The 24,559-nt window shown below is 71.9% G+C and carries 23 protein-coding genes and 1 riboswitch; of the genes, 10 read left to right on the plus strand and 13 right to left on the minus strand.

All coding sequences use genetic code 11. From position 1 onward, the window contains the following. Nucleotides 1–116 precede the first annotated feature (116 nt). Nucleotides 117–1,967 (minus strand): translation elongation factor 4, encoded by a 1,851-nt coding sequence (gene lepA / locus ACIA77_RS25030; protein WP_395888388.1) that lies wholly within the window; start codon nt 1,965–1,967, stop codon nt 117–119. A 116-nt stretch (nt 1,968–2,083) separates the two neighbouring features. Between lepA and ACIA77_RS25035 the strand changes: the two genes are divergently transcribed. Further along, nucleotides 2,084–2,680, plus strand: a complete 597-nt coding sequence (locus ACIA77_RS25035; RefSeq protein ID WP_395888389.1) for a class I SAM-dependent methyltransferase — start codon at nt 2,084–2,086, stop codon at nt 2,678–2,680. Nucleotides 2,681–2,691: 11 nt separating this feature from the next. Here the strand turns inward: ACIA77_RS25035 and ACIA77_RS25040 are convergent, their stop codons facing one another. Next, on the minus strand, nt 2,692–3,066 hold the full coding sequence (locus ACIA77_RS25040; protein WP_395888390.1) for a VOC family protein: 375 nt from the start codon (nt 3,064–3,066) through the stop codon (nt 2,692–2,694). Nucleotides 3,067–3,088: 22 nt separating this feature from the next. After that, entirely contained in the window at nt 3,089–3,952 is an 864-nt protein-coding gene (locus ACIA77_RS25045) for a DMT family transporter (RefSeq protein ID WP_395888391.1), read from the minus strand. A 359-nt stretch (nt 3,953–4,311) separates the two neighbouring features. Here ACIA77_RS25045 and rpsT point away from each other — a divergent pair, with 359 nt between their 5' ends. Next, the gene (rpsT, locus tag ACIA77_RS25050; protein WP_395888392.1) at nt 4,312–4,572 is read left to right on the plus strand and encodes a 30S ribosomal protein S20; all 261 of its coding nucleotides are present in this window, start codon (nt 4,312–4,314) and stop codon (nt 4,570–4,572) included. Between the two features lie 542 nt (nt 4,573–5,114). Here rpsT and holA read toward each other — a convergent pair. Next, on the minus strand, nt 5,115–6,086 hold the full coding sequence (gene holA, locus ACIA77_RS25055; RefSeq protein WP_395888393.1) for a DNA polymerase III subunit delta: 972 nt from the start codon (nt 6,084–6,086) through the stop codon (nt 5,115–5,117). Nucleotides 6,087–6,228: 142 nt separating this feature from the next. Further along, a riboswitch (SAM riboswitch) is annotated at nt 6,229–6,362 on the plus strand. Between the two features lie 13 nt (nt 6,363–6,375). Here holA and thrC point away from each other — a divergent pair. Next, a complete protein-coding gene (gene thrC, locus ACIA77_RS25060; protein ID WP_395888394.1) occupies nt 6,376–7,641 on the plus strand; it encodes a threonine synthase in 1,266 nt (421 codons plus the stop codon). 32 nt (nt 7,642–7,673) lie between these two features. Here the strand turns inward: thrC and ACIA77_RS25065 are convergent, their stop codons facing one another. Continuing rightward, nucleotides 7,674–10,058 (minus strand): ComEC/Rec2 family competence protein, encoded by a 2,385-nt coding sequence (locus ACIA77_RS25065; protein ID WP_395888395.1) that lies wholly within the window; start codon nt 10,056–10,058, stop codon nt 7,674–7,676. Next, on the minus strand, nt 10,055–10,798 hold the full coding sequence (locus ACIA77_RS25070; protein WP_395888396.1) for a helix-hairpin-helix domain-containing protein: 744 nt from the start codon (nt 10,796–10,798) through the stop codon (nt 10,055–10,057). The genes ACIA77_RS25065 and ACIA77_RS25070 overlap by 4 nt, the downstream gene beginning before the upstream one ends. Before the next feature lie 170 nt (nt 10,799–10,968). Between ACIA77_RS25070 and ACIA77_RS25075 the strand changes: the two genes are divergently transcribed. From ACIA77_RS25075 to ACIA77_RS25085, 3 genes are read left to right on the plus strand one after another with little or no spacing between them, the layout of a single operon-like run. Further along, the gene (locus tag ACIA77_RS25075) at nt 10,969–11,364 is read left to right on the plus strand and encodes a nuclear transport factor 2 family protein (protein ID WP_395888397.1); all 396 of its coding nucleotides are present in this window, start codon (nt 10,969–10,971) and stop codon (nt 11,362–11,364) included. A 46-nt stretch (nt 11,365–11,410) separates the two neighbouring features. Beyond that, on the plus strand, nt 11,411–12,235 hold the full coding sequence (locus ACIA77_RS25080) for an oxidoreductase (RefSeq protein WP_395888398.1): 825 nt from the start codon (nt 11,411–11,413) through the stop codon (nt 12,233–12,235). A gap of 13 nt (nt 12,236–12,248) precedes the next feature. Beyond that, a complete protein-coding gene (locus ACIA77_RS25085; protein WP_395888399.1) occupies nt 12,249–12,812 on the plus strand; it encodes a TetR/AcrR family transcriptional regulator in 564 nt (187 codons plus the stop codon). A 75-nt stretch (nt 12,813–12,887) separates the two neighbouring features. Here ACIA77_RS25085 and ACIA77_RS25090 read toward each other — a convergent pair whose 3' ends face one another. The 5 genes from ACIA77_RS25090 to nadD are packed head-to-tail and all read right to left on the minus strand — an operon-like array spanning nt 12,888 to nt 16,148. Beyond that, entirely contained in the window at nt 12,888–13,736 is an 849-nt protein-coding gene (locus tag ACIA77_RS25090) for a DegV family protein (protein WP_395888400.1), read from the minus strand. A gap of 4 nt (nt 13,737–13,740) precedes the next feature. Then, nucleotides 13,741–14,469, minus strand: a complete 729-nt coding sequence (gene octT, locus ACIA77_RS25095; RefSeq protein ID WP_395888401.1) for a diglucosylglycerate octanoyltransferase — start codon at nt 14,467–14,469, stop codon at nt 13,741–13,743. A gap of 3 nt (nt 14,470–14,472) precedes the next feature. Then, nucleotides 14,473–15,087: a histidine phosphatase family protein gene (locus ACIA77_RS25100; RefSeq protein WP_395888402.1), complete on the minus strand. Its 615-nt coding sequence runs from the start codon at nt 15,085–15,087 to the stop codon at nt 14,473–14,475. Further along, complete coding sequence (rsfS, locus tag ACIA77_RS25105) at nt 15,084–15,503, minus strand: ribosome silencing factor (protein WP_204094626.1); 420 nt, start codon at nt 15,501–15,503, stop codon at nt 15,084–15,086. Before rsfS ends, ACIA77_RS25100 begins: the two co-directional genes overlap by 4 nt. A gap of 45 nt (nt 15,504–15,548) precedes the next feature. Beyond that, nucleotides 15,549–16,148, minus strand: a complete 600-nt coding sequence (nadD, locus tag ACIA77_RS25110) for a nicotinate-nucleotide adenylyltransferase (RefSeq protein ID WP_204094625.1) — start codon at nt 16,146–16,148, stop codon at nt 15,549–15,551. A 369-nt stretch (nt 16,149–16,517) separates the two neighbouring features. Between nadD and ACIA77_RS25115 the strand changes: the two genes are divergently transcribed. From ACIA77_RS25115 to argS, 3 genes are all read left to right on the plus strand, one after another. Continuing rightward, nucleotides 16,518–18,626, plus strand: a complete 2,109-nt coding sequence (locus ACIA77_RS25115; protein WP_395888403.1) for a RecQ family ATP-dependent DNA helicase — start codon at nt 16,518–16,520, stop codon at nt 18,624–18,626. 166 nt (nt 18,627–18,792) lie between these two features. Further along, complete coding sequence (locus tag ACIA77_RS25120) at nt 18,793–20,082, plus strand: MFS transporter (RefSeq protein WP_395888404.1); 1,290 nt, start codon at nt 18,793–18,795, stop codon at nt 20,080–20,082. 70 nt (nt 20,083–20,152) lie between these two features. After that, nucleotides 20,153–21,877: an arginine--tRNA ligase gene (gene argS / locus ACIA77_RS25125; protein ID WP_395888405.1), complete on the plus strand. Its 1,725-nt coding sequence runs from the start codon at nt 20,153–20,155 to the stop codon at nt 21,875–21,877. A gap of 40 nt (nt 21,878–21,917) precedes the next feature. Here the strand turns inward: argS and ACIA77_RS25130 are convergent, their stop codons facing one another. Further along, nucleotides 21,918–22,652 carry an SDR family NAD(P)-dependent oxidoreductase gene (locus ACIA77_RS25130; RefSeq protein ID WP_395888406.1) on the minus strand — a complete coding sequence of 245 codons (735 nt, stop codon included), beginning with the start codon at nt 22,650–22,652 and terminating at the stop codon, nt 21,918–21,920. Nucleotides 22,653–22,735: 83 nt separating this feature from the next. Here ACIA77_RS25130 and ACIA77_RS25135 point away from each other — a divergent pair, with 83 nt between their 5' ends. After that, nucleotides 22,736–23,332, plus strand: coding sequence for a TetR/AcrR family transcriptional regulator (locus ACIA77_RS25135; protein WP_395888407.1), 597 nt, complete (start codon nt 22,736–22,738; stop codon nt 23,330–23,332). Nucleotides 23,333–23,335: 3 nt separating this feature from the next. Here ACIA77_RS25135 and ACIA77_RS25140 read toward each other — a convergent pair whose 3' ends face one another. Beyond that, nucleotides 23,336–24,544 carry an FAD-dependent oxidoreductase gene (locus ACIA77_RS25140; RefSeq protein WP_395888408.1) on the minus strand — a complete coding sequence of 403 codons (1,209 nt, stop codon included), beginning with the start codon at nt 24,542–24,544 and terminating at the stop codon, nt 23,336–23,338. Nucleotides 24,545–24,559 lie beyond the last annotated feature (15 nt).

A 24,559-nucleotide genomic window follows, 5' to 3' on the forward strand; every position in this document is an offset into this window, starting at 1 on the left:
CCGCCCCCCGCGGGCGCCCCCCCGCCCCCGGCGGGGGGTGTTCCACCGGGGGGGGGCCAACCCCCCCCCCCCCCCCCCCGCCCGCGGGGCCCCCCCCCCCCCCCCCCCCCCGGCCGTCACTTCTTGGCCTTGCCGCTGTCCTCAGTGGACAGAGCCGCGACGAAGGCCTCCTGCGGGACCTCGACCCGGCCCACGGTCTTCATGCGCTTCTTGCCTTCCTTCTGCTTCTCGAGCAGCTTGCGCTTGCGGGAGATGTCACCGCCGTAGCACTTCGCGAGCACGTCCTTGCGCATCGCGCGGATCGTCTCGCGCGCGATGATCCGCGAGCCGACGGCCGCCTGGATCGGCACCTCGAACTGCTGGCGCGGGATCAGCTCCCGCAGCCGCGTGGCCATCCGGTTGCCGTAGCTGTAGGCGGCGTCCTTGTGCACGATCGCGGAGAACGCGTCGACGGTTTCGCCCTGCAGCAGGATGTCGACCTTCACCAGGTCGGCGACCTGGTCGCCCGCTTCCTCGTAGTCGAGGCTGGCGTAGCCGCGCGTGCGCGACTTCAGCGTGTCGAAGAAGTCGAAGATGATCTCCGCGAGCGGGATGTTGTAGCGCAGCTCCACGCGGTCCTCGGACAGGTAGTCCATGCCGAGCAGCGCGCCGCGCTTCGACTGGCACAGCTCCATGATCGTGCCGACGAACTCCGACGGCGCGAGGATGCTGACCTTCGACACCGGCTCGTGGACCTCGGAGATCTTGAGCCCGGTCGGCCAGTCGGACGGGTTCGTGACCACGACCTCGCTGCGGTCCTCCAGCACCACGCGGTAGACCACGTTGGGCGCGGTGGAGATGAGGTCGAGACCGAACTCGCGCTCCAGGCGGTCGCGCGTGATCTCCAGGTGCAGCAGGCCGAGGAAGCCGCAGCGGAAGCCGAACCCGAGCGCCACCGACGTCTCGGGCTCGAAGGCGAGCGCTGCGTCGTTGAGCTGCAGCTTCTCCAGCGCCTCGCGCAGCTCCGGGTAGTCGGAGCCGTCGACCGGGTAGAGCCCGGAGAACACCATCGGCTTCGGCTCGCGGTAGCCGGCCAGCGGTTCGGTGGCGCCGTGGCGCTCGGACGTGACGGTGTCGCCGACCTTCGACTGGCGGACGTCCTTCACACCGGTGATCAGGTAGCCCACCTCGCCGACGCCGAGCCCCTTGCTGGGCTTCGGCTCGGGCGAGATGATGCCGACCTCCAGCAGCTCGTGCGTGGCGCCGGTGGACATCATGCGGATCTTCTCGCGCGGGGTGATCTTGCCGTCCACCACGCGGATGTAGGTGACCACGCCGCGGTAGGTGTCGTAGACCGAGTCGAAGATCATCGCGCGGGCGGGCGCGTCCGCGTCGCCGACCGGAGCCGGGACCTGGCGCACGCACTCGTCCAGCAGCTCCGCCACGCCCAGGCCGGTCTTGGCCGACACGCGCAGCACGTCGGACGGCTCGCAGCCGATGATGTGCGCGATCTCGGCCGCGTACTTGTCCGGGTCGGCCGAGGGCAGGTCGATCTTGTTGAGCACCGGGATGATGTGCAGGTCTTTCTCGAGCGCCAGGTACAGGTTCGCGAGCGTCTGCGCCTCGATGCCCTGCGCGGCGTCGACCAGCAGGATCGCGCCCTCGCACGCCTCCAGTGCCCGCGACACCTCGTAGGTGAAGTCGACGTGGCCGGGCGTGTCGATGAGGTGGAGCACGTGATCCTGGCCGTCGACCTGCCAGGGCAGCCGCACGTTCTGCGCCTTGATGGTGATCCCGCGCTCGCGCTCGATGTCCATGCGGTCGAGGTACTGAGCGCGCATCGCCCGCTCCTCGACGACGCCGGTCAGCTGCAGCATGCGGTCCGCCAGCGTCGACTTGCCGTGGTCGATGTGGGCGATGATGCAGAAGTTGCGGATCAACTCCGGCGGCGTGAAGGTCGTGTCGGCGAACGTCTTGGGCGCTGTCACTCGTGTGGTCCTCGGGAACGGTCGGGGATGGCCACCTCTATGGTCCCATGGACCTCCGGGTGCCAGTGGGGGTCATCCCCGATGCGTGCGCGGCGGGCTCGTGGTGACCTCGGAGGATGAGCACTTCGCACCCTCCCGGCGGGCCCTTCGACACCGCGCTCGACCGGGCGTTCGGGCACCCCAGCGGCCTGCTGGGGCGGGTGGGCGGCCGGCTGATGGCCCGCGGCAACGCCGCCACCGAACACCGCCTCGTGGACCTCGCGCGGCTGGAACCCGACGAAACCGTGCTGGTCGTCGGCCCCGGCCCGGGCGTCGGCCTCGACGCGGCGAGCCGGCTGGCCGGCTCGGTCATCGGCGTCGAGCCGTCGGCCGAGATGCGCGAGCTGTGCCGCGAGCGCTGCGGTGACCGCGTCGAACTGCGCGACGCGCCGGTGTCGGCCACGGGCTCGGCCGACGAGTGCGTGGACGTGGTGCTGAGCGTCAACAACGTCCAGCTCTGGGACGACCGGGCGGCGGGCTTCGCCGAGCTGTTCCGCGTGCTGCGCCCGGGCGGGCGGCTGTTGCTGTCCGCGCACGAGAAGTGGCTGCCCGTGGCGCGGCACGAACTGGCCGCCGAAGCCACCGAAGCGGGCTTCACCGATCTGCAGACGTGGACGTGGCAGCCGCCGGGGTTCGCGCCGCTGGCCGCGCAGCTGCGGGCCCGCAAGCCCTAGCCGGACCGGCGTCAGCGCTGGTCGCGGCGCAGCGGGTGCTCCGGCGGCACCTCCACCAGGACGATGCGCAGGCCGTCCGGGTCGGCGAGCCACGCCTCGTCGAGCCCCCAGGGCTCGCGCTTCGCACCGCGCACGGGGGTGACGCCCCGCGCGGCCAGCTCTTCGAGCGTCGCGGGCAGGTCGCGGACCTGCAGCCAGAGATCGACGGCGGGCGAAGGCGCGTCGTCGTTGCTGCCGACGAGCTCGATCGACCCGCCACCCGCGAAGAAGACCGTGCCCCCGGGGAACTCGCGCTGGATGGCCAGCCCGAGGGTGTCCCGGTAGAACGCGGTCGAGGCCTCCAGGTCGCGCGGGTGGATCAGCACCCGGCTGCTCAGTACGTCCATGCGTCCTGCCTACCCGAGTGGCTCAGGCCAGTGCAATCGCGACGATCCCCGCCAGCACGACCAGCGAGCCCGCCAGCCGCCGCGCCGCGTTGCGCTCGCCCAGCACGAACCACGCCGCGAGCCCGCCCAGCACGATCGACAGCTCCCGCGCCGGCGCGACCAGGCTCACCGGCGCCATCTGCAGCGCGTACAGCACCAGCAGGTACGCCGCGGGCGACGCGATGCCGACGATCAGCACCTCCTTGCGGTGCACGCGCCACAGCTCGCCGACCTCCGCGCGGTCGCGCATCGCCGCGGGGGCCAGCAGCACGCTCTGGCACAGCGCGCCGGCGCCGAAGTACACGAGCGGCGGAACCGCGAGCGTCGTCACGGAGTGCGCGTCCCACAGCGTGTACGCGGCGATCGTCGCGCCGGTGAGCACGCCGTAGAACACGCCGGCCTGGCGCTTCTTCGCGTCGGCCCCGCTGCCGCCGACGCTGATCACGAGCACCCCGGCGACGACCAGGAACGCGCCGAGCAGCCCCAGCACCCCGGGGTGCTCGTGCAGGAAGAGGACCGCCGCGAGCACCGACAGCAGCGGCCCGGTGCCGCGCGCGAGCGGGTAGACGATCGACAGGTCGCCGACGGCGTACCCGCGCTGCAGGACCGTGCCGTAGGCCACGTGCAGCACCGCCGTCACCACGGCGGCGACCAGCCAGGTCCACTGTGGACGTTGCGGCTCGACCAGCAGCGTCACGACGACGACCGGCGCCAGCACGACGGCCGAAACGGTGTAGTACAGCCACACGAACCGCGGCCCGCCGAAGGTCACGCGTTTGGCCGCGAGGTTCCACAGCGCGTGCACGACCGCGGCGACGAGGACGAACGACAAAGCGGTGGTGTTCATGGGACCCCTTCGGGCCTTCCGCGCACGCGGAAGTACCGGGTCCTCCAGGCTTTTGTCCCGTCAGATGAACGGCGGGCGTCGGGCCGCGCCGATGGTGCCGCTCGGACCAGGCCCGCCGGCCCTCGTTGTGGGTGAGCCCGCACTCGTGGCGGACCGCGGGCCGGCGACGGAACCCTAGGCACTACCTCCCCCACCGTAACCGATGCGATCTTCCCGGGCCGCGCGAATGGCCCCGGAGCTGGCCTGTTACGATTTCGGACCGTTGCCGTGCGGCATTCCGCCCAGGAGGAAACCCGGCCCCGGCCGGCGCCACCCAGACGCGGCAACGCCCTTCACCGAGAAGAAAGCAGGACGCCTCCATGGCCAACATCAAGTCGCAGATCAAGCGCATCACCACCAACGAGAAGGCGCGGCAGCGCAACCTGGCGATCCGGTCCTCGGTGAAGACCGCGATCCGCAAGTTCCGCGAAGCCGCCGAGGCCGGTGACAAGGACAAGGCCCTCGAGCTGCAGCGCGAGGCCGGCCGCAAGCTCGACAAGGCCGTCACCAAGGGCGTCATCCACGCCAACCAGGCCGCCAACAAGAAGTCGGCGATCGCGAAGCGCGCGAACCAGCTCTGAGCTGACCCGCGGACAACGCGTCGAAGGGCCCGGTGACCTGCTGGTCGCCGGGCCTTTTGTATGCCCGCCGCACGAGCCTTGGGGCGGTGTGGCGCTGATCGGGCATGGCCGGCGCCCTGGCAGCGGTGCACGGTGGCGCTTACGGGCGATCCGGTGGCCGCTCGGCTCGGGCCAGTGCGAGCGTGCCCGCCGGACCGCCACGTGCGGATGCTCCGACAAGCCAGGCCGCCGGCCGAACACCGGCACCCCCTTGCCTCACCTTGCGGCGTTGCGGCCGCGAGCACCTCGGTCCCCGCGGCGAGTCCCGGCGCTGCCATAGCGCGTGCGCACGGCGTCGGCCAGTTCGCCGAACCGCTGCGGGCCTCGCGGCCGCCACCGGTCGCCTCGCGGTGGCGCCGCGAGGCGCTCGGTCAGCTCGGCGTCACCCGGGAGGTGGCGCACGTCGAACAAGCCGAGTTGCGTACCCGGGTCTTCCGAGGCCCGCCGATCGCACGTAGTGGCGACCTCGCGATGGTCTTCCCGGCAGGCCCCTCAGGCGGCCGTCAGCGTTCGCCCTTGGCGGTGACGACCTCGACGACCGCGCGTTCCAGTGCGTAGTCCGCGTCGGCCGCGACGCCCTTGACCTCGGCGTTCAGGCGGGCCACCACCTGCATCGCGGCGGTGAGGCCGTCCTGGCCCCAGCCGCGGGCCTGGCCCTGGGCCTTGCGGATCTTCCACGGCGGCATGCCCAGCTCACCGGCCATCTGGTTCGGGTTGCCACGGCCGGCGGCCGACACGCGGGCGATCGTGCGCACCGCGTCGGCGAGGGCGTCGGCGACGAGGACGTGCGGGACGCCCAGCTGCATGGCCCAGCGCAGCGACTCCAAGGCCGCCGCGCGGTCGCCCGCGGCGGCCTTCTCGGCGACCGCGAAGCCGGTCACGTCGGCGCGGCCGGTGTGGTAGCGCCGCACCGCCTGCTCGTCCACCACGCCCCCGGTGTCCGCGACGAGCTGCGTCGCCGCCGAGGACAGCTCGCGCAGGTCCGAGCCGACGGAGTCGAGCAGCGCCAGGACACCCGCGGGGTCGATCTTGCCGCCGGCGCGGCGGACCTCGTTGCGCACGAACGACTCGCGCTCGGCCGGCTTCGTGAGCTTCGGGCACTCCGTGATCTCGGCGCCGGCCTTTTTCAGCGCCGCGGGCAGGGCCTTGGCCGCCTTGCTGCGGCCGCCGCCGCTGTGCACGACGACGAGCACGACCCCGTCGGCGGGCGACGCGAGGTACGCCAGCACCGCGTCGGCCAAATCCTGCGAGATGTCCTGCGCCGAGTCGAGCACGATCACCCGGCCCTCGCTGAACAGCGACGGACTCACCAGCTCGGCGAGCAGGGGCGCTGTGAGTTCGGACACCCGGTTGCGGGTCATCTCGGCCGTCGGGTCGCCGGCCCGCGCGGCGTCCAGCGTGGCGCGGACAGCGCGCTCGATGAGCAGTTCTTCCTCGCCGAGGACGAGGTGCAGCGGCGCGGGTGCGGTGGTCACCCCGTCATCTTCTCACCCGTTCGCCGACGCGCCTGCCGCGGTGATGTGCGCCGCCACCGTGGCATCAGGTGATCGCCATGTCGTACGGTGTACCCGAGGCAGCGCACGGTCCACGCACCGCGGCGCGCCGACAACTGAACACCGCTCATCCAGAGGGGCAGAGGGAACGGCCCGAAGAAGCCCCGGCAACCGGCGTACAGCCTGTCTTCCCGAACTTGCGGGATAGCTGACGACCACGGTGCCAATTCCGGCCCGCCTCGGCGGGACAGATGAGGAAAGGAACCTCGCGATGACCGCAACCCTCGGAACGTCCTCCACCAAGAAGACCCTGGACCTCGGTCCTGCCGTCGAACTGGTGTCGAAGGAAGAGGGCCACCGGCAGCCGCTCGCCCCGGAGTTCGTGTCCGCCGAGGACTTCTCGCCGCTCGAGGTCGCCTACGACTTCGGCCGCGTGCGCCGCGAGGACATCGAGTCCGGCCCCAAGAACATCTGGCGCTACAAGAAGCTCCTTCCCGTGCCGTCGACCGTCGAGCAGATCCCCAACACCGAGCCGGGCGGCACCCGCCTGGTCAAGGCCGACCGGCTCGCCAAGGCCCTCGGTCTCAAGACCGTGTGGGTCAAGGACGACACCGGCAACCCCACGCACTCCTTCAAGGACCGCGTGGTCGCGGTCGCGCTGGCCGCGGCCCGCGAGTTCGGCTTCGAGGTGCTCGCCTGTCCGTCGACCGGCAACCTGGCCAACGCGACGGCCGCCGCCGCGGCCCGCGCCGGCTGGCGGTCGGTCGTGCTGATCCCCAAGTCGCTCGAGCGCGCCAAGATCCTCACCACCGCGGTCTACGACGGCGACCTGGTCGCCGTCGACGGCAACTACGACGACGTCAACCGCCTCGCCACCGAGCTGGCCGGAGAGCACCCGAAGTGGGCGTTCGTGAACGTGAACGTCCGCCCGTACTACTCCGAAGGCTCCAAGACGCTCGGCTACGAGGTCGCCGAACAGCTCGGCTGGCGCCTGCCGGAGCAGATCGTGGTCCCGATCGCCTCGGGCTCGCAGCTGACCAAGGTGGACAAGGGTTTCCGCGAGCTCGGCCAGCTCGGTCTCGTGGAGGCCAGCCCCTACAAGGTGTTCGGCGCGCAGGCCACCGGCTGCTCCCCCGTCTCGGCCGCGTTCCGCGCCGGCCACGACGTGGTCCAGCCCGTGAAGCCCGACACCATCGCGCGCTCGCTCGCCATCGGCAACCCCGCCGACGGCCCCTACGTGCTCGACGTCGTCAACCGCACCGGCGGCGCGATCGAAGACGTGAGCGACGAAGAGGTCGTGGAGGGCATCCGGCTGCTCGCGCGCACCGAGGGCATCTTCACCGAGACCGCCGGCGGCGTCACCGTCGCGACCGCGAAGAAGCTCGTGGAGACCGGCAAGCTCGACCCCGACGCCGAAACGGTCCTGCTCATCACCGGCGACGGCCTCAAGACGCTCGACGCCGTCGAAGGGCGCATCGGCCCGAAGGCGACGGTGCCGCCTTCGGCCGAAGCCGTCAGCAAGGCGCTGGGCTACTGAGCCGCTGACCCCCGGGCCCGTGGGCCGCTCCGCTACCGGGGCGGCCCACGGGGCTCACCCCGGCGGGCCACCACGGGTCCGCCGTCGCCCGGCAGCACGGCTGTGTCACCGTCCACATCGGTCCGCGTGACGAGCACCCCCAACGTCCCCAGTACGTCCACTGTGGACTTCGCCGGGTGCCCGTAGTCGTTGCCCGCACCCACGCTGATCATCGCCGCCCGCGCGCCCACGGCCGCGAGGAACTGGGGCAACGAATACCGCGAGCCGTGGTGCGGGACTTTCAGCACGTCGGCGTGCAGATCCACCCCCTCGGCCAGCAGATCGGCCTGCGCGGCCAGCTCCACGTCTCCCGTGAGCAGCACCCTCCCGGCAGGCGTGGTCGCCCGCACCACCACGGAACTGTTGTTGATCGCGGTACCGTCCTGCTCGGCGGCCGGGCGCGCGGTGACGTACCGCGGCCCGAGCACGTCGAGCGAGAGCCCGGGCCAGTCGAGCCGCTGCCCTTCGCTCAGCTCCAGCAACGGCACGTGCTGCTTCCGCGCCTCGGCCGACACCTGTTGCCACGCCCACACCGGCGCCCGCCCGGGCCCGACGGCGATCGCTCCCACGGCCCGGCCCTCGAACACCGACGACAGCCCGCCGATGTGGTCGGCGTGCAGGTGGCTGAGCACCAGCAACGGCACCCGGTCGACGCCGAGCCGCCGCAGGCACTCGTCCACCGGCCCCGGTTCCGGCCCGGTGTCGACGACCACCGCGCGGCCGGGCTCCGCCGTGGCCAGCACGACGGCGTCGCCCTGCCCGACGTCGCACTCGACCATCGCCCAGCCCGCCGGCGGCCAGCCGGGTTTGAGCACCCGTGCGGGAACGACGAACAGCAGCACGACCACGAGCGCCACCGCCACGAGGATTCGCACGCGCCGGAACTTGAGCGCGATCACGGCCAGCACGAGCAGCCCCGCTGCGCACAGCCCGCCGAACCACCCGCCCGGCCACGTCAGCACCGCCCCCGGCGCCCGCGCACCGTGTCGCGCGACAGTGATCAGCCAGCGCGCTTCCGGATCGGCCAGGTGCACCAGTACGTACCCCGCGCCGGGCCACCACGGTCCGACGACCGTCGCGAGCACTCCCAGCACCGTCACCGGCGCGACGACGGGTGCCGCGAGGACGTTCGTGACCACCGAGACAAGGCTGACCGTGCCCGCCATGCCCGCGATCACCGGCGCCGTGACCACGAACGCCGCGAGCGGCACCGCGATCCCCTCGGCGTACCCGGGCGGAACTCCCTTGCGCACCAGCGAGTCCGCCCACCGCGGAGCCAGCAGCACGAGCCCCGCCGTCGCGAACACCGACAGCGCGAACCCGAAGTCCGCCGCCATCACCGGGTCCCACGCGACGAGCACGCACACCGAGAACGCCAGCGCCGGCAAGGCCGACCCGCGCCGCCCCAGCCCCAGCGCGAGCAGCGCCACCCCACCCATCACCCCGGCCCGCAGCACGCTCGGCGCCGGACCGACGAGGACGAGGAACCCGCACAGGCACAGCCCCGCCGCCACCGCGGACGTCCGCGGGCCGATCCGCACGAGCCGGCACAGCAACAGCACTGCGCCACAGATCACGGCCACGTTTCCGCCGCTGACCGCCATCAAGTGCGTGAGACCCGACTCCATGAACTCCTGCTCGACCTGCTGCGGCAGTGCGGTCGTGTCGCCGAGCACGAGGCCGGGCAGCAGGCCCGCGGGCTCCTCCGGGAGCACTGCACACAGCTCGTGCAGGCCGACCCGCAAGGCCGCGGCCGCGCGTTGCCACCACGGCGCCGACGTGACGTCGACCGGCGAGCCCCGGAGGTAGACGACCGCGGCCGTCAGCTCACCTCCCCGCGCGGGCGCCAACCGGCCCGTCGCCGTGACGTCCTGTCCCGGCAGCAGATCGGCCCATCCGGCCACCGGGGCGAGCAACAGTACCCGCCCCGCCGAGGCCACGGGTTGACCGTCCACAGTGGCCGACTCCACCGTGGCCTCGATGGCCACCGAACGCGTGCCCGCCTGTTGGTCGGCGTAGCCGGCGCTGTGGATCGGCCGCGGTCGTTCGGCGATCTCGACCCGCAGCGTCGCCGTGAGCCCGTGCGTCGCCGCCGGAACGAGCGGGTCGTGCTCCACCGACCGGATCCGCCACGCCGTCGGCAACGCCACGACAAGACCGAGCACCAGCAACGCACCGGCCGCACCCAGCCACCGGGCGCGGCGCCGCGCGAGCACCACGGCCGACAAGACCACCGCCACGGCGCCGGAAACACCGGCCGCCCACCACCCCAGCCGCAGTCCCGCGAGCGTCCCACCCCACGCGGCGAGGGCCGCCGGGACCAGGCGGAAATCCTGGCTCCGCCACCGCGGCACGAACTCCTGCTCCACGAGGCTCATCCGACCGCCACCTGCTCGCGCAGCTTCTCGAACTTGCTCTCGCCGATGCCGTCGACGTCGCGCAGTTGCTCGACGCTCGAGAAACCGCCGTGCTGCGTGCGCCAGTCGACGATGCGGCCGGCGGTGACTTCGCCGACGCCCGGAAGCGTGTCGAGCTGGTCGGGGGTGGCCGTGTTCAAGTCGATCTTGCCGGGCGCAGCGCCCGCTCCGGCGGGTGCCGGCGACGCGACGGTGATGCCAACCGCCAGCTGCTCACCGTCGGCGAGTTTGCGCGCGAGGTTCAGGCCGGTCAGATCGGTGCCCGGGTCCGCGCCACCGGCCGCGCGCAGCGCGTCGGCCACCCGCGAGCCCGCCGGAACCGTGACCAGACCCGGCGCCCGCACGTGCCCGACGACGCTGATCACGAGCTGCGTGGTTTTCGACGGTGCCGCGGCGGCCGGGTGCGCTTTGGCGCTCGGCAAGGTCGGCGCCACCTCCATCGCCGGCGAGCGACCGAAAACGGCGAACCCCAGCGCGATCAGGGCGACCGCGACCACCAGGCCGGCCACGACGAGCAGGCGAGGACTCCGCAGCAGGCCGGGCAGGCCGGGGTGCGCGGGGTCGGTGCCACCCGGCAACCAGCGCCGCACCAGGCGGCCGCCGGGCCCGACGGTGCGCGGGCCCGCCGACAGCTGGTCGGTGAGCCAGGCGAGCCTGGCGTTCACGGGAGGGCCCGGGTCACGGGCGGTCTGCTCGAACACACGTGCGACGCTAGGCGCTGATCGACACCGGTCGCGAGAGCGAATCCGGCCGCCTGTGGATAACCCACCCCTTGTGGACAACTGCCCCTCCGGGGCCGTCGATCGCCGGTTCCGGTCGGGCCGCGATGCCATGCTGGCCGCCATCACCAATGCGACCGAAGGGAACCACCATGAGCGACGAGTCCGACATCCGCGCCCTGATCGAGAGCTGGGCCGGGGCCGTCCACACGGGAGAGCTCGGCGGCGTGCTCGCCGATCACTCCGACAACATCGTCATGTTCGACGTCCCGCCGCCGCACGAAGGTGTCCGCGGGATCGACGCGTACCGCGAGACGTGGCCGCCCTTCTTCGTGTGGCAGCGGGAAGGGGCGACGTTCACGATCCTCGAACTGGACGTGACGGCCGGCGACGACGTGGCCTTCGCCTGGGCGCTGCTGCGGTGCGGCACCCCGAACGATCCGCCGGAGCAACGGCTGCGGCTCACGATCGGCCTGCGCAAGGAGCGGGGCCGGTGGGTGGTGACGCACGAGCACCACTCGTTCGCCGCGGTTGAAGATGAACTGTGACTCATGATAAACCTGAGCCACAGTTCATCTTCAGGAGGTGTCAGCCATGACTCCCAAGATCGCCCTGGTCACCGGGGCTTCATCGGGCATCGGCGAGGCCACGGCACGCGAGCTGCTCGAGCGTGGGTACACCGTCTATGGCGCCGCGCGACGCGTGGAGCGGATGGCGGAGCTCGCCCGGCTCGGGGTGCGCACGATCGCGCTGGACGTGACCGACGAGGAGTCGGCGGAGAAGGCGGTGGCGGAGATCGTCGCCGAAGCGGGGCGGATCGACCTGCTGGTGAACAACGCCGGCTACGGGTCGTACGGCTCCGTCGAAGAGGTCCCGTTGCAGGAGGGCCGGTACCAGTTCGAGGTCAACGTGTTCGGTGCCGCGCGGCTGATCCAGCTGGTGCTGCCGGTGATGCGAGCGCAGCGTTCGGGCCGGATCGTGAACATCTCCTCGATGGGTGGGAAGATCCACACCCCGATGGGCGCGTGGTACCACGGCACGAAGTTCGCCCTGGAGGGGTTCTCCGACGCGCTGCGGATGGAGGTGCGGCCCTTCGGGATCGACGTGGTCGTGGTCGAGCCCGGCGGCATCGCCACGGAGTGGGGCGGCATCGCGGTGGACCACCTCTTGGAGGTCTCGGGCGAAGGTCCGTACCAGGACGTGGCGGGGAAACTCGCGAAGGGGCTGAGCTCGGGCGCCAACGCGCGGCTGATGTCGAAGCCGTCGGTGATCGCGAAGACCGTCTCGAAGGCTGCGAGCTCGCGCCGGCCGCGAACGCGCTACGCTGCGGGTTTCGGCGCGAAGCCCCTGATCTTCCTGCGCCGGGTCCTGCCCGACCGAGCCTTCGACGCCCTGATCACGAGGGCCGTCGCGAGCTGATCCCGGAGAGCCGATGGAACCGTCCCGCCCGCTGCGCGCCGACGCGGTGCGCAACCGCACGAAGATCCTCGACGCGGCGCGGGAACAGATCACCCGGCTCGGTCCCGACGTCCCGATGGACACGATCGCCGAAGCCGCGGGGGTCGCCGTCGGCACGCTGTACCGCCACTTCCCGACGAAAACCGATCTCGTCACGGCGGTGATCGGCGAGCACAGCGAAGTGCTCACCGAAGCCGTCGAGGCATCGGCGGCGCGGGTGGCCGGCGGGGCCGACGCGATGAGCGAGATCTCGGCTCTCGTGAGCCACATCGTGGAGGCGGCGGCCGCGGACCGGGCGGTGAAGGCGGCGGCCCAGGACGTCGGCGCCGAATACCTGACGCCCGATCAGGAGAGCCGCAGCCGGGCCGCGATGACCCGTCTGATCGAGGCCGCGCAACGCGACGGCCGCCTTCGCGAAGACGTGACGGCCGACGATTACTACCTGCTCCTCCTGACGGCGCCGACGGACGTCGAACCCGCGGTGCGGGCCCGGTGGCTGGAGCTGTTCCTCGCGGGGTTCGCGACCGGGCGGAGCTGACGCGGCCGGTTCGGGATTCCTCGCCGGGTAAGGAAGTTCAGTGCCCGGGCAGGAACGCCGAGGTGAGCGGGCCGGTCAGCCTTCGCGTTGCACGACCACGCCGAGCACACCCGGGCCGGTGTGGGCGCCGATCACGGCCCCGAGCTCCGAGACCACACAACCGCCCTCGCAGCCGGGGACGGCTTCCTCGAGGCGGTTGGCGAGTTCGACCGCGCGTTCCGGCGAGGCGAGGTGGTGCACGGCGAGCTCGACGGGTCCCTCACCCGCGGCCTGCACGGCGAGCTCGACCAGGCGGGCCATGGCGCGGTTTATGGTCCGCACCTTTTCCAGCGGAAGGATGCGCCCTTCGGACATGTGCAGCACCGGCTTGACGGCGAGCGCCGTACCGAGCAGCGCGGCGGCGGGGCCGATGCGGCCACCGCGGCGGAGGTGCTCGAGGGTCTCGACCACGAAGAGCGTGGAGGACCTGTGCGCTGCGTCGACGGCGGCAGCCTCGACGTCGGCGGGTGACTTGCCCGCGGCGGCGGCCACGGCGGCGTGCAGCGCGGCGAAGCCGAGGCCCATCGCGGTGGTGCGCGAGTCGACGACCCGGACGAGGTCCGGACCAACTTCCTGGGCGGCGAGCACCGCGGCTTCCCACGTGCCGGAGAGCTGTTTGGACAGGTGCACGGAGACGATCGAGTCGGCGCCCTCGTCGAGGGCGGCGCGGAAGACCGTCGCGAATTCGGCGGGCGTGGGCCGCGAGGTGGTGACGATCTTGCGCTCCCCCAGCGCTTCGGCGAGCGCGGCGGGACCCATGTCGGTGCCGTCGTAGGAGAGCGTGCCGTCGACGAGGACGTGCAGGGGCACCACCCGCACCGAGTGCCGGTCGGCGAAACCCTCCGGCAGATGGGCGGTGGAGTCCGTGACCACAGCGACCGACACGTCGTCAGCCTACGTCGCCGCGGGGCAAAGCCGGCGTCATCAGCTTCGCCATGGCGTGCCCCACGGCTTCGTGCCCCGCCCAGCCCCAGTGCATGCCGTCGGGGTTGCCGGCACCGCTGAGCACGTGGTCGCCGACGACGGCGGCCAAGTCGAGCAGGGGCACGTCGACGCGTGCGGCCCACGCGGCCGTCGCCGCGGCGGCGCCCGGCCGCGCGGAGTGCACGCCGCCGTAGGAGTCCGCGCGGTGCACCGACGGGAGCACGCCGAAGATCGGCAGCTCGGGCCTCAGCACGCGTAACGCCTCCACGGCGAGGTCGAGGTGGTGCACGGTGAGCTTCGCCGGCAGCACCGTGGGGCGGCCGCGCAAGGCGACCGACAGCCGGGGCTGCGCGGCCAGGTAGGCGGCGCGCACAGAGCGGCGGAGACCGTCGGGCCGGAGGTAGCGCAAGCCGGTGCGCAGGTACGTCGGCAGGGGCGACGGGAGGGTGTCCATGCTGCCGACGGCGAGCACGACGGCATCAACGTGGTGCAGGTCGGACCAGACGCGCGGGTCGCCGGTGAGCGACCACCACGCGTCGCGCGCGGTCCAGCCGATGCCGGCGACGAGGTCGGCGCGGCCGCCGAGCGCGGTGGCGGCGACGTTGGGCCACAGGCGCGGTTCGTCCGCGGCGCAGGGTCCTTCGGGACCGTGGAAGCTCAGCGAGTCACCGAAGACGAGCAGGTGCGGGCCCATCGATCAGCCGGTGATCCCCGCGTTGTACGCGTGGAGCCGCCACGTGCCGTCGCGGCGGCCGAGTTCGACCCAGTGGCAGTTCATGATGCCGCCGAGCGAAGGCCAGATCTCGATGGGCAGTCCCAGCAACTTCGCCGTGAGCGCGACGATCAGACCACCGTGGGAAGCGAGCAGCACGGATTCGCCGGCCTCGGAGTTGGGCTGCAGCAGGTCGTTCACGACCTCGCTGGCGCGCTCGGCGACGTCCACGCGGGACTCGCCGCCGGGCGGGGCCCACGCGGCATCGGTGCGCCAGTTGTCGCGTTCACCGGGGTAGGCGGCGTCCACCTCTGGTCCGGTCAGGCCCTGCCACTCGCCGAGGTGCGTTTCGCGCAGGCGCTTGTCGATGCGCAGCGGCACGCCGATCGCCTCGGTGAGCACGGTGGCGGTGTCGGTCGCGCGGTGCAGGTCCGACGCGATCACCAGGTCGGGGGAGAACCGCGCGAGCGCGGGAACGGCGAAGCGCGCCTGGTTCCAGCCGACCGGGGTCAGCGCGGAGTCCAGGTGTCCCTGCATGCGGCCGGCGGCGTTGTAGTCCGTCTCGCCGTGCCGCCAGAGCAGCAGCCGCTTCAGGCTCACGCGTCCTGGCCGTCCGCGCCGTCCGCACCGCCGTCGGACTCGGCCGCCGCGGCGGGCTCGAGCCCCTCGACCTCGATGCGCGGGCAGTCCTTCCACAGCCGCTCGAGGCCGTAGAACGAGCGCTCCTCCTGGTGCTGCACGTGGACGACCACGTCGACGTAGTCGAGCAGCACCCAGCGGCCCTCGCGGGCGCCTTCGCGGCGAACCGGCTTGTGGCCGCCGATGCGCAGCTTCTCCTCGACGTTGTCGACGATCGCACCGACCTGCCGCTCGTTGGGCGCGGACGCGATCACGAAGGCGTCGGTGATCACGAGCTGATCGGACACGTCCAGCACGACCACGTCACTGGCCAGCTTGTCGGCTGCCGCGTGCGCGGCCGCCACGGCCAGCTCTCGTGCCTCGGACGTCGCTACCACAATGCTCCTTCAGGGTTCGGGGTTCGCCCGCACGAGGGTACCCGGTCACTCACCTCTGTCTTTGCGGTACAGGTCCTTCTTCGCGATGTAGCGGACCACGCCGTCGGGCACGAGGTACCAGACCGGCTCGCCGCGTTCCACCCGCTCGCGGCAGCCCGTGGACGAGATCGCCATCGCCGTGACTTCGACGAGGCTGACCTTGCCGCTCGGCAGGTGGTGGGAGTTGAGCCGGTAGCCGGGGCGCGTGACGCCGATGAAGTGCGCGAAGTCGAACAGCTCGTCGGCCTTGTGCCAGGTGAGGATCTGCTCGAGCGCGTCGGCGCCGGTGATGAAGAACAGCTGGTCGTCCGGGTACTCCTCGTGCAGGTCCCGCAGCGTGTCGACGGTGTAGGTCTGGCCGCCGCGGTCGATGTCGACGCGGCTCACGGAGAACACCGGGTTGGACGCGGTGGCGATGACCGTCATGAGGTAGCGGTCCTCGGCGCGGGTGACGCGCCGGTCGGACTTCTGCCACGGCTGGCCGGTGGGCACGAAGATGACCTCGTCGAGCGCGAAGCGCGACTGCACCTCGCTGGCCGCGACGAGGTGACCGTGGTGCACAGGGTCGAACGTGCCGCCCATGACCCCGATCCGGCGTGGTGACATAGCCGGTGAGCCTATACGCGCAATCGGGCGAGGGCTCCCCATCCGGGCTGCGACGTGCGTAACTCGGCTTTGTGGGCGCGGTGCGGGGAGGCGCTGCGCGGGTTCGCGTGGGACACGGGCCGGCCTCTCCCCGCTCCCCCGGTGGAGGCCGGCCCGCGCGCCACGCCCCGGCGGGCAAGGGGGCCCCGCCGGGCAACCCGTCACCTCCCCCGCGAGGGACCGGTTGCGGGAGGGAGTCGCGACTGCGGAGTGCCTTACGCGAGTTCATTTGTGACGTGACTCACATAACTGTGCGTATCGCGGTGCGAACGGTCCGTTCGCACCGCGTCCGGCTCCCGTTCTGTCGGCACCATGGGGTAGACCGGGAACGTGGACACCACCGAAGCCCTTCGCGAACGAGCCGAGACCCTGCTGCGGTCACTCGCGGGAGACACCGCGACCCTGCGCGAGGACCAGTGGACGGCGATCGAAGCCCTGGTCGCGCACCACCGGCGCGCGCTCGTCGTGCAGCGCACCGGGTGGGGCAAGTCGGCCGTGTACTTCCTGGCCACTGCCCTGCTCCGCGAGCGGGGAGCCGGCCCGACGGTCATCGTCTCGCCGCTGCTGGCGCTCATGCGCAACCAGATCTCGGCGGCCGCGCGGGCCGGGATCCACGCGGCGACCATCAACTCCGCCAACGCGCAGGAGTGGGACGAGGTGCAGGCCTCGGTCACCGCCGGCGACGTCGACGTGCTGCTGGTGAGCCCCGAGCGGCTCAACAACCCGGACTTCCGCGACGCCGTGCTGCCGAAGCTCACCGCGACGGCCGGCCTGCTGGTGGTCGATGAGGCGCACTGCATCTCCGACTGGGGGCACGATTTCCGGCCGGACTACCGGCGCCTGCGCACGCTGCTGGGCGACCTGCCCGACGGCGTGCCGGTGCTCGCCACGACCGCGACGGCCAACGACCGCGTGGCGACCGACGTCGCCGATCAGCTGGGCATCGGCGCGGGCGGCGACACGCTGGTGCTGCGCGGGCCGCTCGACCGCGAAAGCCTGCGGCTGGCCGTGGCCGAGCTGCCGACGGACCAGGCCCGGCTGGCCTGGCTCGCCGAGCACCTGGCCGAGCTGCCGGGCTCCGGCATCATCTACACGCTCACCGTCGCGGCGGCCCACGACGTCACCTCGCTGCTGCGCGATCGCGGGTACGAGGTCGCGGCGTACACGGGCAAGACCGATCCGGCCGACCGGCAGGCGGCGGAAGACGACCTGCTGGCCAACCGGGTCAAGGCGCTCGTGGCGACGTCGGCGCTCGGCATGGGCTTCGACAAGCCGGACCTCGGGTTCGTGGTGCACCTGGGTGCGCCGTCGTCGCCGATCGCGTACTACCAGCAGGTCGGGCGTGCGGGCCGCGGGGTGGAGCGCGCGGAGGTCGTGCTGTTGCCCGGGCGCGAGGACAAGGCGATCTGGGCGTACTTCGGCTCCCTCGCGTTCCCGGACGAGCTGCGCGTGTCGCAGGTGCTCAACTCGCTGGCCTACGCCGACCGTCCACTGTCGACAGCCGCACTGGAGCCGACGGTGGAGCTGTCGCGCTCGCGGCTGGAGATGGTGCTGAAGGTGCTCGACGTCGACGGCGCGGTCCGGCGCGTGCGCGGCGGCTGGGAGAGCACGGGCGAGCAGTGGGAGTACGACCGCGACCGCTACGCGCGCGTCGCCAAAGCCCGGGAAGCCGAGCAGGACGCGATGCTCGGTTACCTCGCGACCACCGCCTGCCGCATGGAGTACCTGCGCCGCCAGCTCGACGATCCGGAGGCCGCGCCGTGCGGGCGGTGCGACAACTGCACCGGACGGCACTGGGACACGGGGGTGTCCGAAGAGGTCGCCGGGGCGACGCGCGAACGGCTGGACCGGCCGGGCGTGGAGGTCGCGCCGCGCAAGATGTGGCCGACCGGGATGAAGTCGCTCGACGTGCCGCTGTCGGGCCGCATCCCCGCCGACGGCCAGGCCGAGCCGGGCCAGGCGCTCGGGCGGCTCACCGACGTCGGCTGGGGCGGGCGGCTGCGGGAGCTCGTCGGGGTGGGCGCCCTCGACGGCGAGGTGCCCGAAGCCGTGTTCCAGGCGTGCGTGAAGGTGCTCGCGGGGTGGCAGTGGACGGAGCGGCCGAGCGCGGTCGTGACCATTCCGTCGGCGACGCGTCCGCAGCTCGTGTCGAGCCTCGCCGCCCGGCTGGCGGCCATCGGCCGGCTGGAGCACCTCGGGGCGCTGGAATCGCCGGGTCCGCCGCCCCGGCAGGCGAACAGCGCGCAGCGGCTCGCGGACCTGTGGCGCCGGCTGTCGCTGCCCGACGACGTGGCGGCCCGGGTCGCCGCGACACCCGGCCCGATCCTGCTCGTCGACGACGTCATCGACACCGGCTGGACGATGACACTGGCGGCCCGCCTCCTGCGCAAGGCGGGCGCGAAGGGGGTGTTGCCCTTCGCGCTGGCCAGTACCTCCTGACGGCCGCCGGGCCCGGCGCCGAAAGCACCAACGGCGAGGACGATCGGGAATCCGGTCATCCCTCACGGGACAGGAACACACTTCGGTAGCTACCCACGCGCCGTCGGCAGTGCCACGGTTCTCCGGTGACTGCGCCGGAGCGTTCCGTCGCGAAGGGGAGGCCGAGATGACCGAAGTGGCAGCCGGGAGCGGAACCCGGCACCGGCTTCCGGTGCGCAAGCTGGTGGCCGCCAGCATGGGCAACGCGCTGGAGTGGTTCGACTGGACGATCTACGCAACGTTCAGCATCTACTTCGCCGGGGCGTTCTTCCCGTCGGGCAACGAGGCGCTCGCGCTGATCAACACGTTCGCCACGTACGCGCTGGCGTTCTTCTTCCGGCCGCTGGGCGGGGTGCTGCTCGGGCGGTTCGCGGACCTGCGCGGGCGCAAGCCGGCGATGATCCTGACGATCGCGCTGATGGCGGGCGGGTCGCTGGCGATCGGGGTGCTGCCGACGTTCGGCCAGGTGGGCTGGCTGGCGCCGGTGCTGCTGCTGATCGCGCGTGTGGCCCAGGGACTGTCGGTGGGTGGCGAGGTGTCGAACGCGTCGGCGTACCTCGGGGAGATCGCGCCGCGTGAGCGGCGCGGGCGGTACTCGGCGTTCTTCTACATCTCGACGGGCGGCGCGGTGCTGATCGCCACCGTGCTCGGGTTCGTGCTGGCGCGGACGATGGAGAAGGCGCAGCTGGCGTCGTTCGGCTGGCGGATCCCGTTCCTGATCGGCGGGGTGCTCGGGCTCGCCGGGCTGTGGTTGCGCCGCAGCCTGACGGAAACCGAGCTGTACCAGCAGAAGCAGGAGAGCGCGCGGCGCGTGCGGCGCCCGTTGCTGACGACGCTGACGCACCACCCGAAGGCCGTGGGGCAGCTCGTCGGCATCACGATGCTGGCGACGCTGTGCTACTACACCTTTTTCAGCGCTCTCACGGCGTTCGCGGTGAAGTCGCGCGGGGCGGACGAGGTCGACGCGTTCCTCGCGTTGTCGATCGGAGCCGCGTTGTTCGTGGCGTTGCAGTACCCGTTGGGTGCGCTGTCGGACCGGATCGGGCGCAAGCCGCAGATGCTGGTGTGGTCCGGGGTGACGGCGGTGGTGATCGTGCCACTGTCGTTCCTGATCGGGCCGGGGTTCGGTGGGCTGCTCGTGGTGTTCTGCGTGGGGCTGGCGCTCTACGCCGCCGTCACGGCGCTCACGCCGGCGATCATGAGCGAGCTGTTCCCGACCGAACTGCGCGGGCTGGGCATCGGCGCTTGGTACAACCTGACCGTCGCGGTGTTCGGCGGGACGGCGCCGCTGGTGCTCAACGCACTGTCCGCGGCCGGGGCGGCGACGGCGTTCTTCTGGTACGTCGCGGCCGCCGGGGTGATCGCGTTCCTCGTCGTACTGCGGCTGCCGGAGACGAAGGGCAGCGAACTGCGGTAATCCCTTCGAGCCGCTCCGGGCCGAGTCGCTACGCTGCGTCGACTCGACCGAGCGAAGAAGGAGGGACACCGTGCGCAAGCCCGAGGTTAGTGAGGAACTGGCACGACGCGTGGTGGACGCCCTCCACCACGCGCTCGACGTCGACCTCGCACCGCAGGACGCGCTGATCGCGGTCTCGACGCGCGACGGCGTGGACTACCAGTGCAACCTGGCCATGAGCCTGGGCAAACGCCTCGGCCGGCCGCCGCGCGAAGTGGCGTCGGCCATCGTCGCGCACCTGCGGATCGACGACGTGGCCGAGCCGCCCGAGATCGCCGGCCCCGGGTTCCTCAACTTCGTGCTCCGCCGCGAGTGGCTCGAAGACCGCGTCGCCGCACTGAGCGACGACGCGCGCCTCGGCGTCGACCCCGTCACCGAGCCGCGGCGGATCGCGCTCGACTACAGCAGCCCGAACGTCGCGAAGGAGATGCACGTCGGGCACTTGCGTTCGTCGGTGATCGGCGACGCCATCTCGCGGCTGCTGCGGTTCGCGGGCCACGAAGTGCTGCCGCACAACCACCTCGGCGACTGGGGCACGCCGTTCGGCATGCTCATCGAGCACCTGCTCGACGAACCACCCGCCGGGCCCAGCGGCATCGGCGACCTCAACGCGTTCTACCAAGCCGCGCGCCGGAAGTTCGATTCCGACGAGGCCTTCGCCACGCGCTCGCGCGAGCGGGTCGTGAAGCTGCAGAGCGGCGACGAGCCGACACTCGCCACGTGGCAGGAGCTCGTCGACGAGTCGACGCGGCACTTCAACGACGTCTACCACCTGCTCGGCATCGCGCTCACCGACGCCGACATCTACGGCGAGAGCTTCTACAACCCGTACCTCGGGAAGGTCGTCGACGAGCTCGAGGCCGACGGGCTCACCGAGCTCAGCGACGGCGCCGTCTGCGTGTTCCCCGAAGGCTTCCACAACCGCGAAGGCGACCGGCTGCCGCTGATCGTCCGCAAGAGCGACGGTGGCTACGGCTACGCGGCCACCGACCTCGCCACCGCGAAGTACTGGACCACCGAACGCGGCGCGACCGATCTGCTGTACGTCGTCGGCACGCCGCAGGCCCAGCACTTCGCGATGGTCTTCGCCGTCTGCCGCGCCGCGGGCTGGCTCGAGGGCGTGCACGCCGAGCACATCGGCTTCGGCTCGGTGCTCGGCGCCGACGGCAAGGTGATGCGCACGCGCGCCGGCGAGACGATCAAGCTCGCCGATCTGCTGGCCGAAGCGGTTTCGCAGGCCGCCGACGTGGTCGCCGAACGCAGTGAACTCGGCGCGGACGAACAGCGCGAGGTCGCGCGCGCCGTCGGGATCGGCGCGGTGAAGTACGCCGACCTGTCCGGCGACCGCGAACGCGACTACGTGTTCGACTGGGACCGCATGCTCGCCAAGGACGGCAACACGTCCGTGTACCTGCAGTACGCGCACGCGCGGATCGAGTCGATCCTCGCCAAGGCGGGTGAGCACGACACGGCGCCGGTCTCGCTCGGCCAGCCGGCCGAACGCGCGCTCGCGCTCACGTTGCTGCGCTTCGGGGAAGCCGTCCGCTCCGCGACCGTCACGTACGCGCCGCACAAGCTGTGCACCTACTTGTACGACACGGCCGTGACGTTCTCCCGCTTCTACGAGCAATGCCCGGTGCTCTCGGCGGAAACGCCGCACCTGCGCGCGTCGCGGGTGCAGCTCGCCACGCTGACGTCGCGGACGCTCGTGCTCGGCCTCGAACTGCTCGGCATCGAGGCCCCGCGCCGGCTCTGATCGCGGGTGCCCCGGCGGGACGCCGTTGTCCCGCCGGGACTCAGATCTGCGCCTGTCCCCCGTCGACGAACCACTCCGCGCCGTTGACGAACGACGACGCGTCGGACGCCAGGAACGCCGCCACCGAGGCGATTTCGTCCGGGTGACCGAGCCGGCCGAGCGGAACCTGCTCGACCAGCTGGGGCAGCACCGGCCCGAGCGCACCCACCAGCCCCGGCGTCTCGGTCGGGCCCGGGCTGAGCACGTTGATGCGGAACTTCCGCGCGGCCGCATGCTGGGCCCAGCTGCGCACCAGGTTGCGCACGGCGGCCTTCGACGCGCCGTAGACCTCCAGGGGCGCGCTCGGCCGCACCGCGCTGGTGGACCCGGTCACCACGATCGACGCGCCGGGCGAAAGCAGGGGAAGCGCTTTCTGCACGGTGAAGATCACGCCCTTCACGTTGGCGCCGAAGGTGTAGTCGATGGACTCCTCGGTGATGTCCCCGAGCGTTCCCGGCAGGCCGCCGCCGGCGTTGGCGACGAGCACGTCGACCCGCCCCGCCTGCTCTTTCACCACCTCGTAGAGCCGGTCGAGGTCCGCGGCGACCGCCACGTCGACCTGGACCCCCGTCACCGAAGGGCCGACTTCGGCGACCGCCGCGTCGAGCTTCTCCTTGTCGCGGCCGGTGATGAACACCCGCGCGCCCTCCGCGACGAACCTCCGGGCCACGGCCAGGCCGATCCCGCTGTTGCCGCCGGTGACGACGGCGACCTTGTCTGCCAGCACCCCTGTCATGGGACTCCTCCAGTTCTTGACTGCTTCGTCCAGAACGCTAGCCCGTTATGGACGAAGCAGTCAAGAACAAGTAGGCTCGCGGGGTGGCGAGACCGCGGAAGTTCGACGAGCGAGAGGTGCTGGACGCGGCCCGGAACCAGTTCTGGCAGGCCGGGTACGCGGGCACGCGCATGGACGAGATCGCCGAGGTCACGGGCCTCGGCAAGGGCAGCCTGTATGGCGCCTTCGGGGGCAAGCAGGAGCTGTTCCGCCGCGTGTTCGACGACTACTGCACCGCCATCGTCGACACCACCGGGCGCGGGCTGCGCGGGTCCGATGAGGACGCTTACGCGCGCCTGGTCACCCACGTCAACGCCGTCGCCGCGGCGACCGCCGCCGACGTCGCCCATCGCGGCTGCCTGCTCGCCAAGGGCGCGGCCGAACTGGCGGAACACGACGACGTCGTCGCCGGGCGCGCGCGGGAAACGGTCGAGGCGTTGCAGCAACTGCTGGCGGACGACGTCGCCGCGTGCCAGCGCAACGGCGACCTCGCCGCGGACGCCGATCCGGTCAAGCTGGCGGCTCTGCTGCTGGCCGTGCTGCGCGGCATCGAGGCGGTCGGCAAAGCGGGCGCGAGCGAGGAAACCCTGCGGGACATCGCGGAAACGGCGATCGCGGTCCTCCCCCGGCCCGCAGCCTGACCGTCAGCGGCGCAGTTTCTGGACGGCGCCCATCATCCGGAACATCGTGCGCATCAGCGCCCGGCGGAGACGACTTTCGGACACGAACTGCTCGGCACTGCGGGCCGAGGCACGGACGGCCTTGTCCGCGTACTTGCGCATCTCCCGTTCGTACTCCGCGACGGCCACTGACGGCTCCGTCCCGGAAGTGAGCTTGCGGCACAACACTTGCGCGTCGCGCAGAGCGGTGTTGGCGCCGATGCCGCGGAAGGGCGTCATGCTGTGGGCGGCGTCGCCGAGGAGCGTCACGGGACCGGAGGACCAGGCGCGCACCGGAACGGACGTGAGGATGGGCAGGCGACTCACCGAGGCGTCGGGGGAAGCCGAGACCAGCGCGCGCACCTCGGGGTGCCAGTCGCGGATCAGGTCGAGCACCCGGGCGCGCAGGCCGGCACCGTCCAGTTCGGACACCGCGGCCGGCAGGTTCCGCGCGCCGTAGCCCCACATCACGTAGCTGCCGGTGTTGTCGAACAGCACGGGGTCGACGGCGGCGGTTTCGTCGTTGACCGCGCTCTCCGGGAACAGGTGCGGCGCGGTGAACAGGCCACAGCCCGGCGGGGCCACGACGTACACCGGACCGGCGGTGAACCGGCCGGCGGCAGCCTCAACCGGTGCCTTGCCCGCGATCATCACGATTCCCGTGTCCACCCGGTGCGCGTGCGGCAGGAGCTGCCCGCGCACGCGGGAGTTCGCGCCGTCCGCGCCGATCACGAGGTCGGCCGAAGCCGTGGTGCCGTCGGCGAAGTGGAGGGTGACGTCCTTGGGCCCGGTCTCGTAGCGCACGAACTCCTTGTCGTACCAGAGGATTCCCTCGAGGCCGGCCGACAGCACCTGGTGCAGCGAAATGCGGCTCACGGAGTGGTGCGCGGCCGCCGGATCGGCCGCCGGCGGTTCGCGCAGGACAGCGAGCGCGCGCAATTGCTCGGTGACGAACGCGAACTCGTGCGCGGCCGAGCCCGTCGTCGCCAGGAAGCGGTCCCACGACGAAGCCGGCAGGCACTCGTGCAGCGCGGCCGCGCCGCGCGGATCGATGTGCACGCGGTAACCCTGCAGCCGCTCGGTCCGGGTGCGGCTGCGTTCGTACACCGCGACGTCGACGCCGGCGCGGACCAGGCCGTGGGCCAGGCACAGGCCACCGGTCCCGCCACCGACGACAGCCACTCGCACAGTCATGGTTTTCCCCTCTCG

Origin of the sequence: Amycolatopsis sp. NPDC051903 (assembly GCF_044452505.1) — a bacterium.
GTDB lineage: Bacteria > Actinomycetota > Actinomycetes > Mycobacteriales > Pseudonocardiaceae > Amycolatopsis.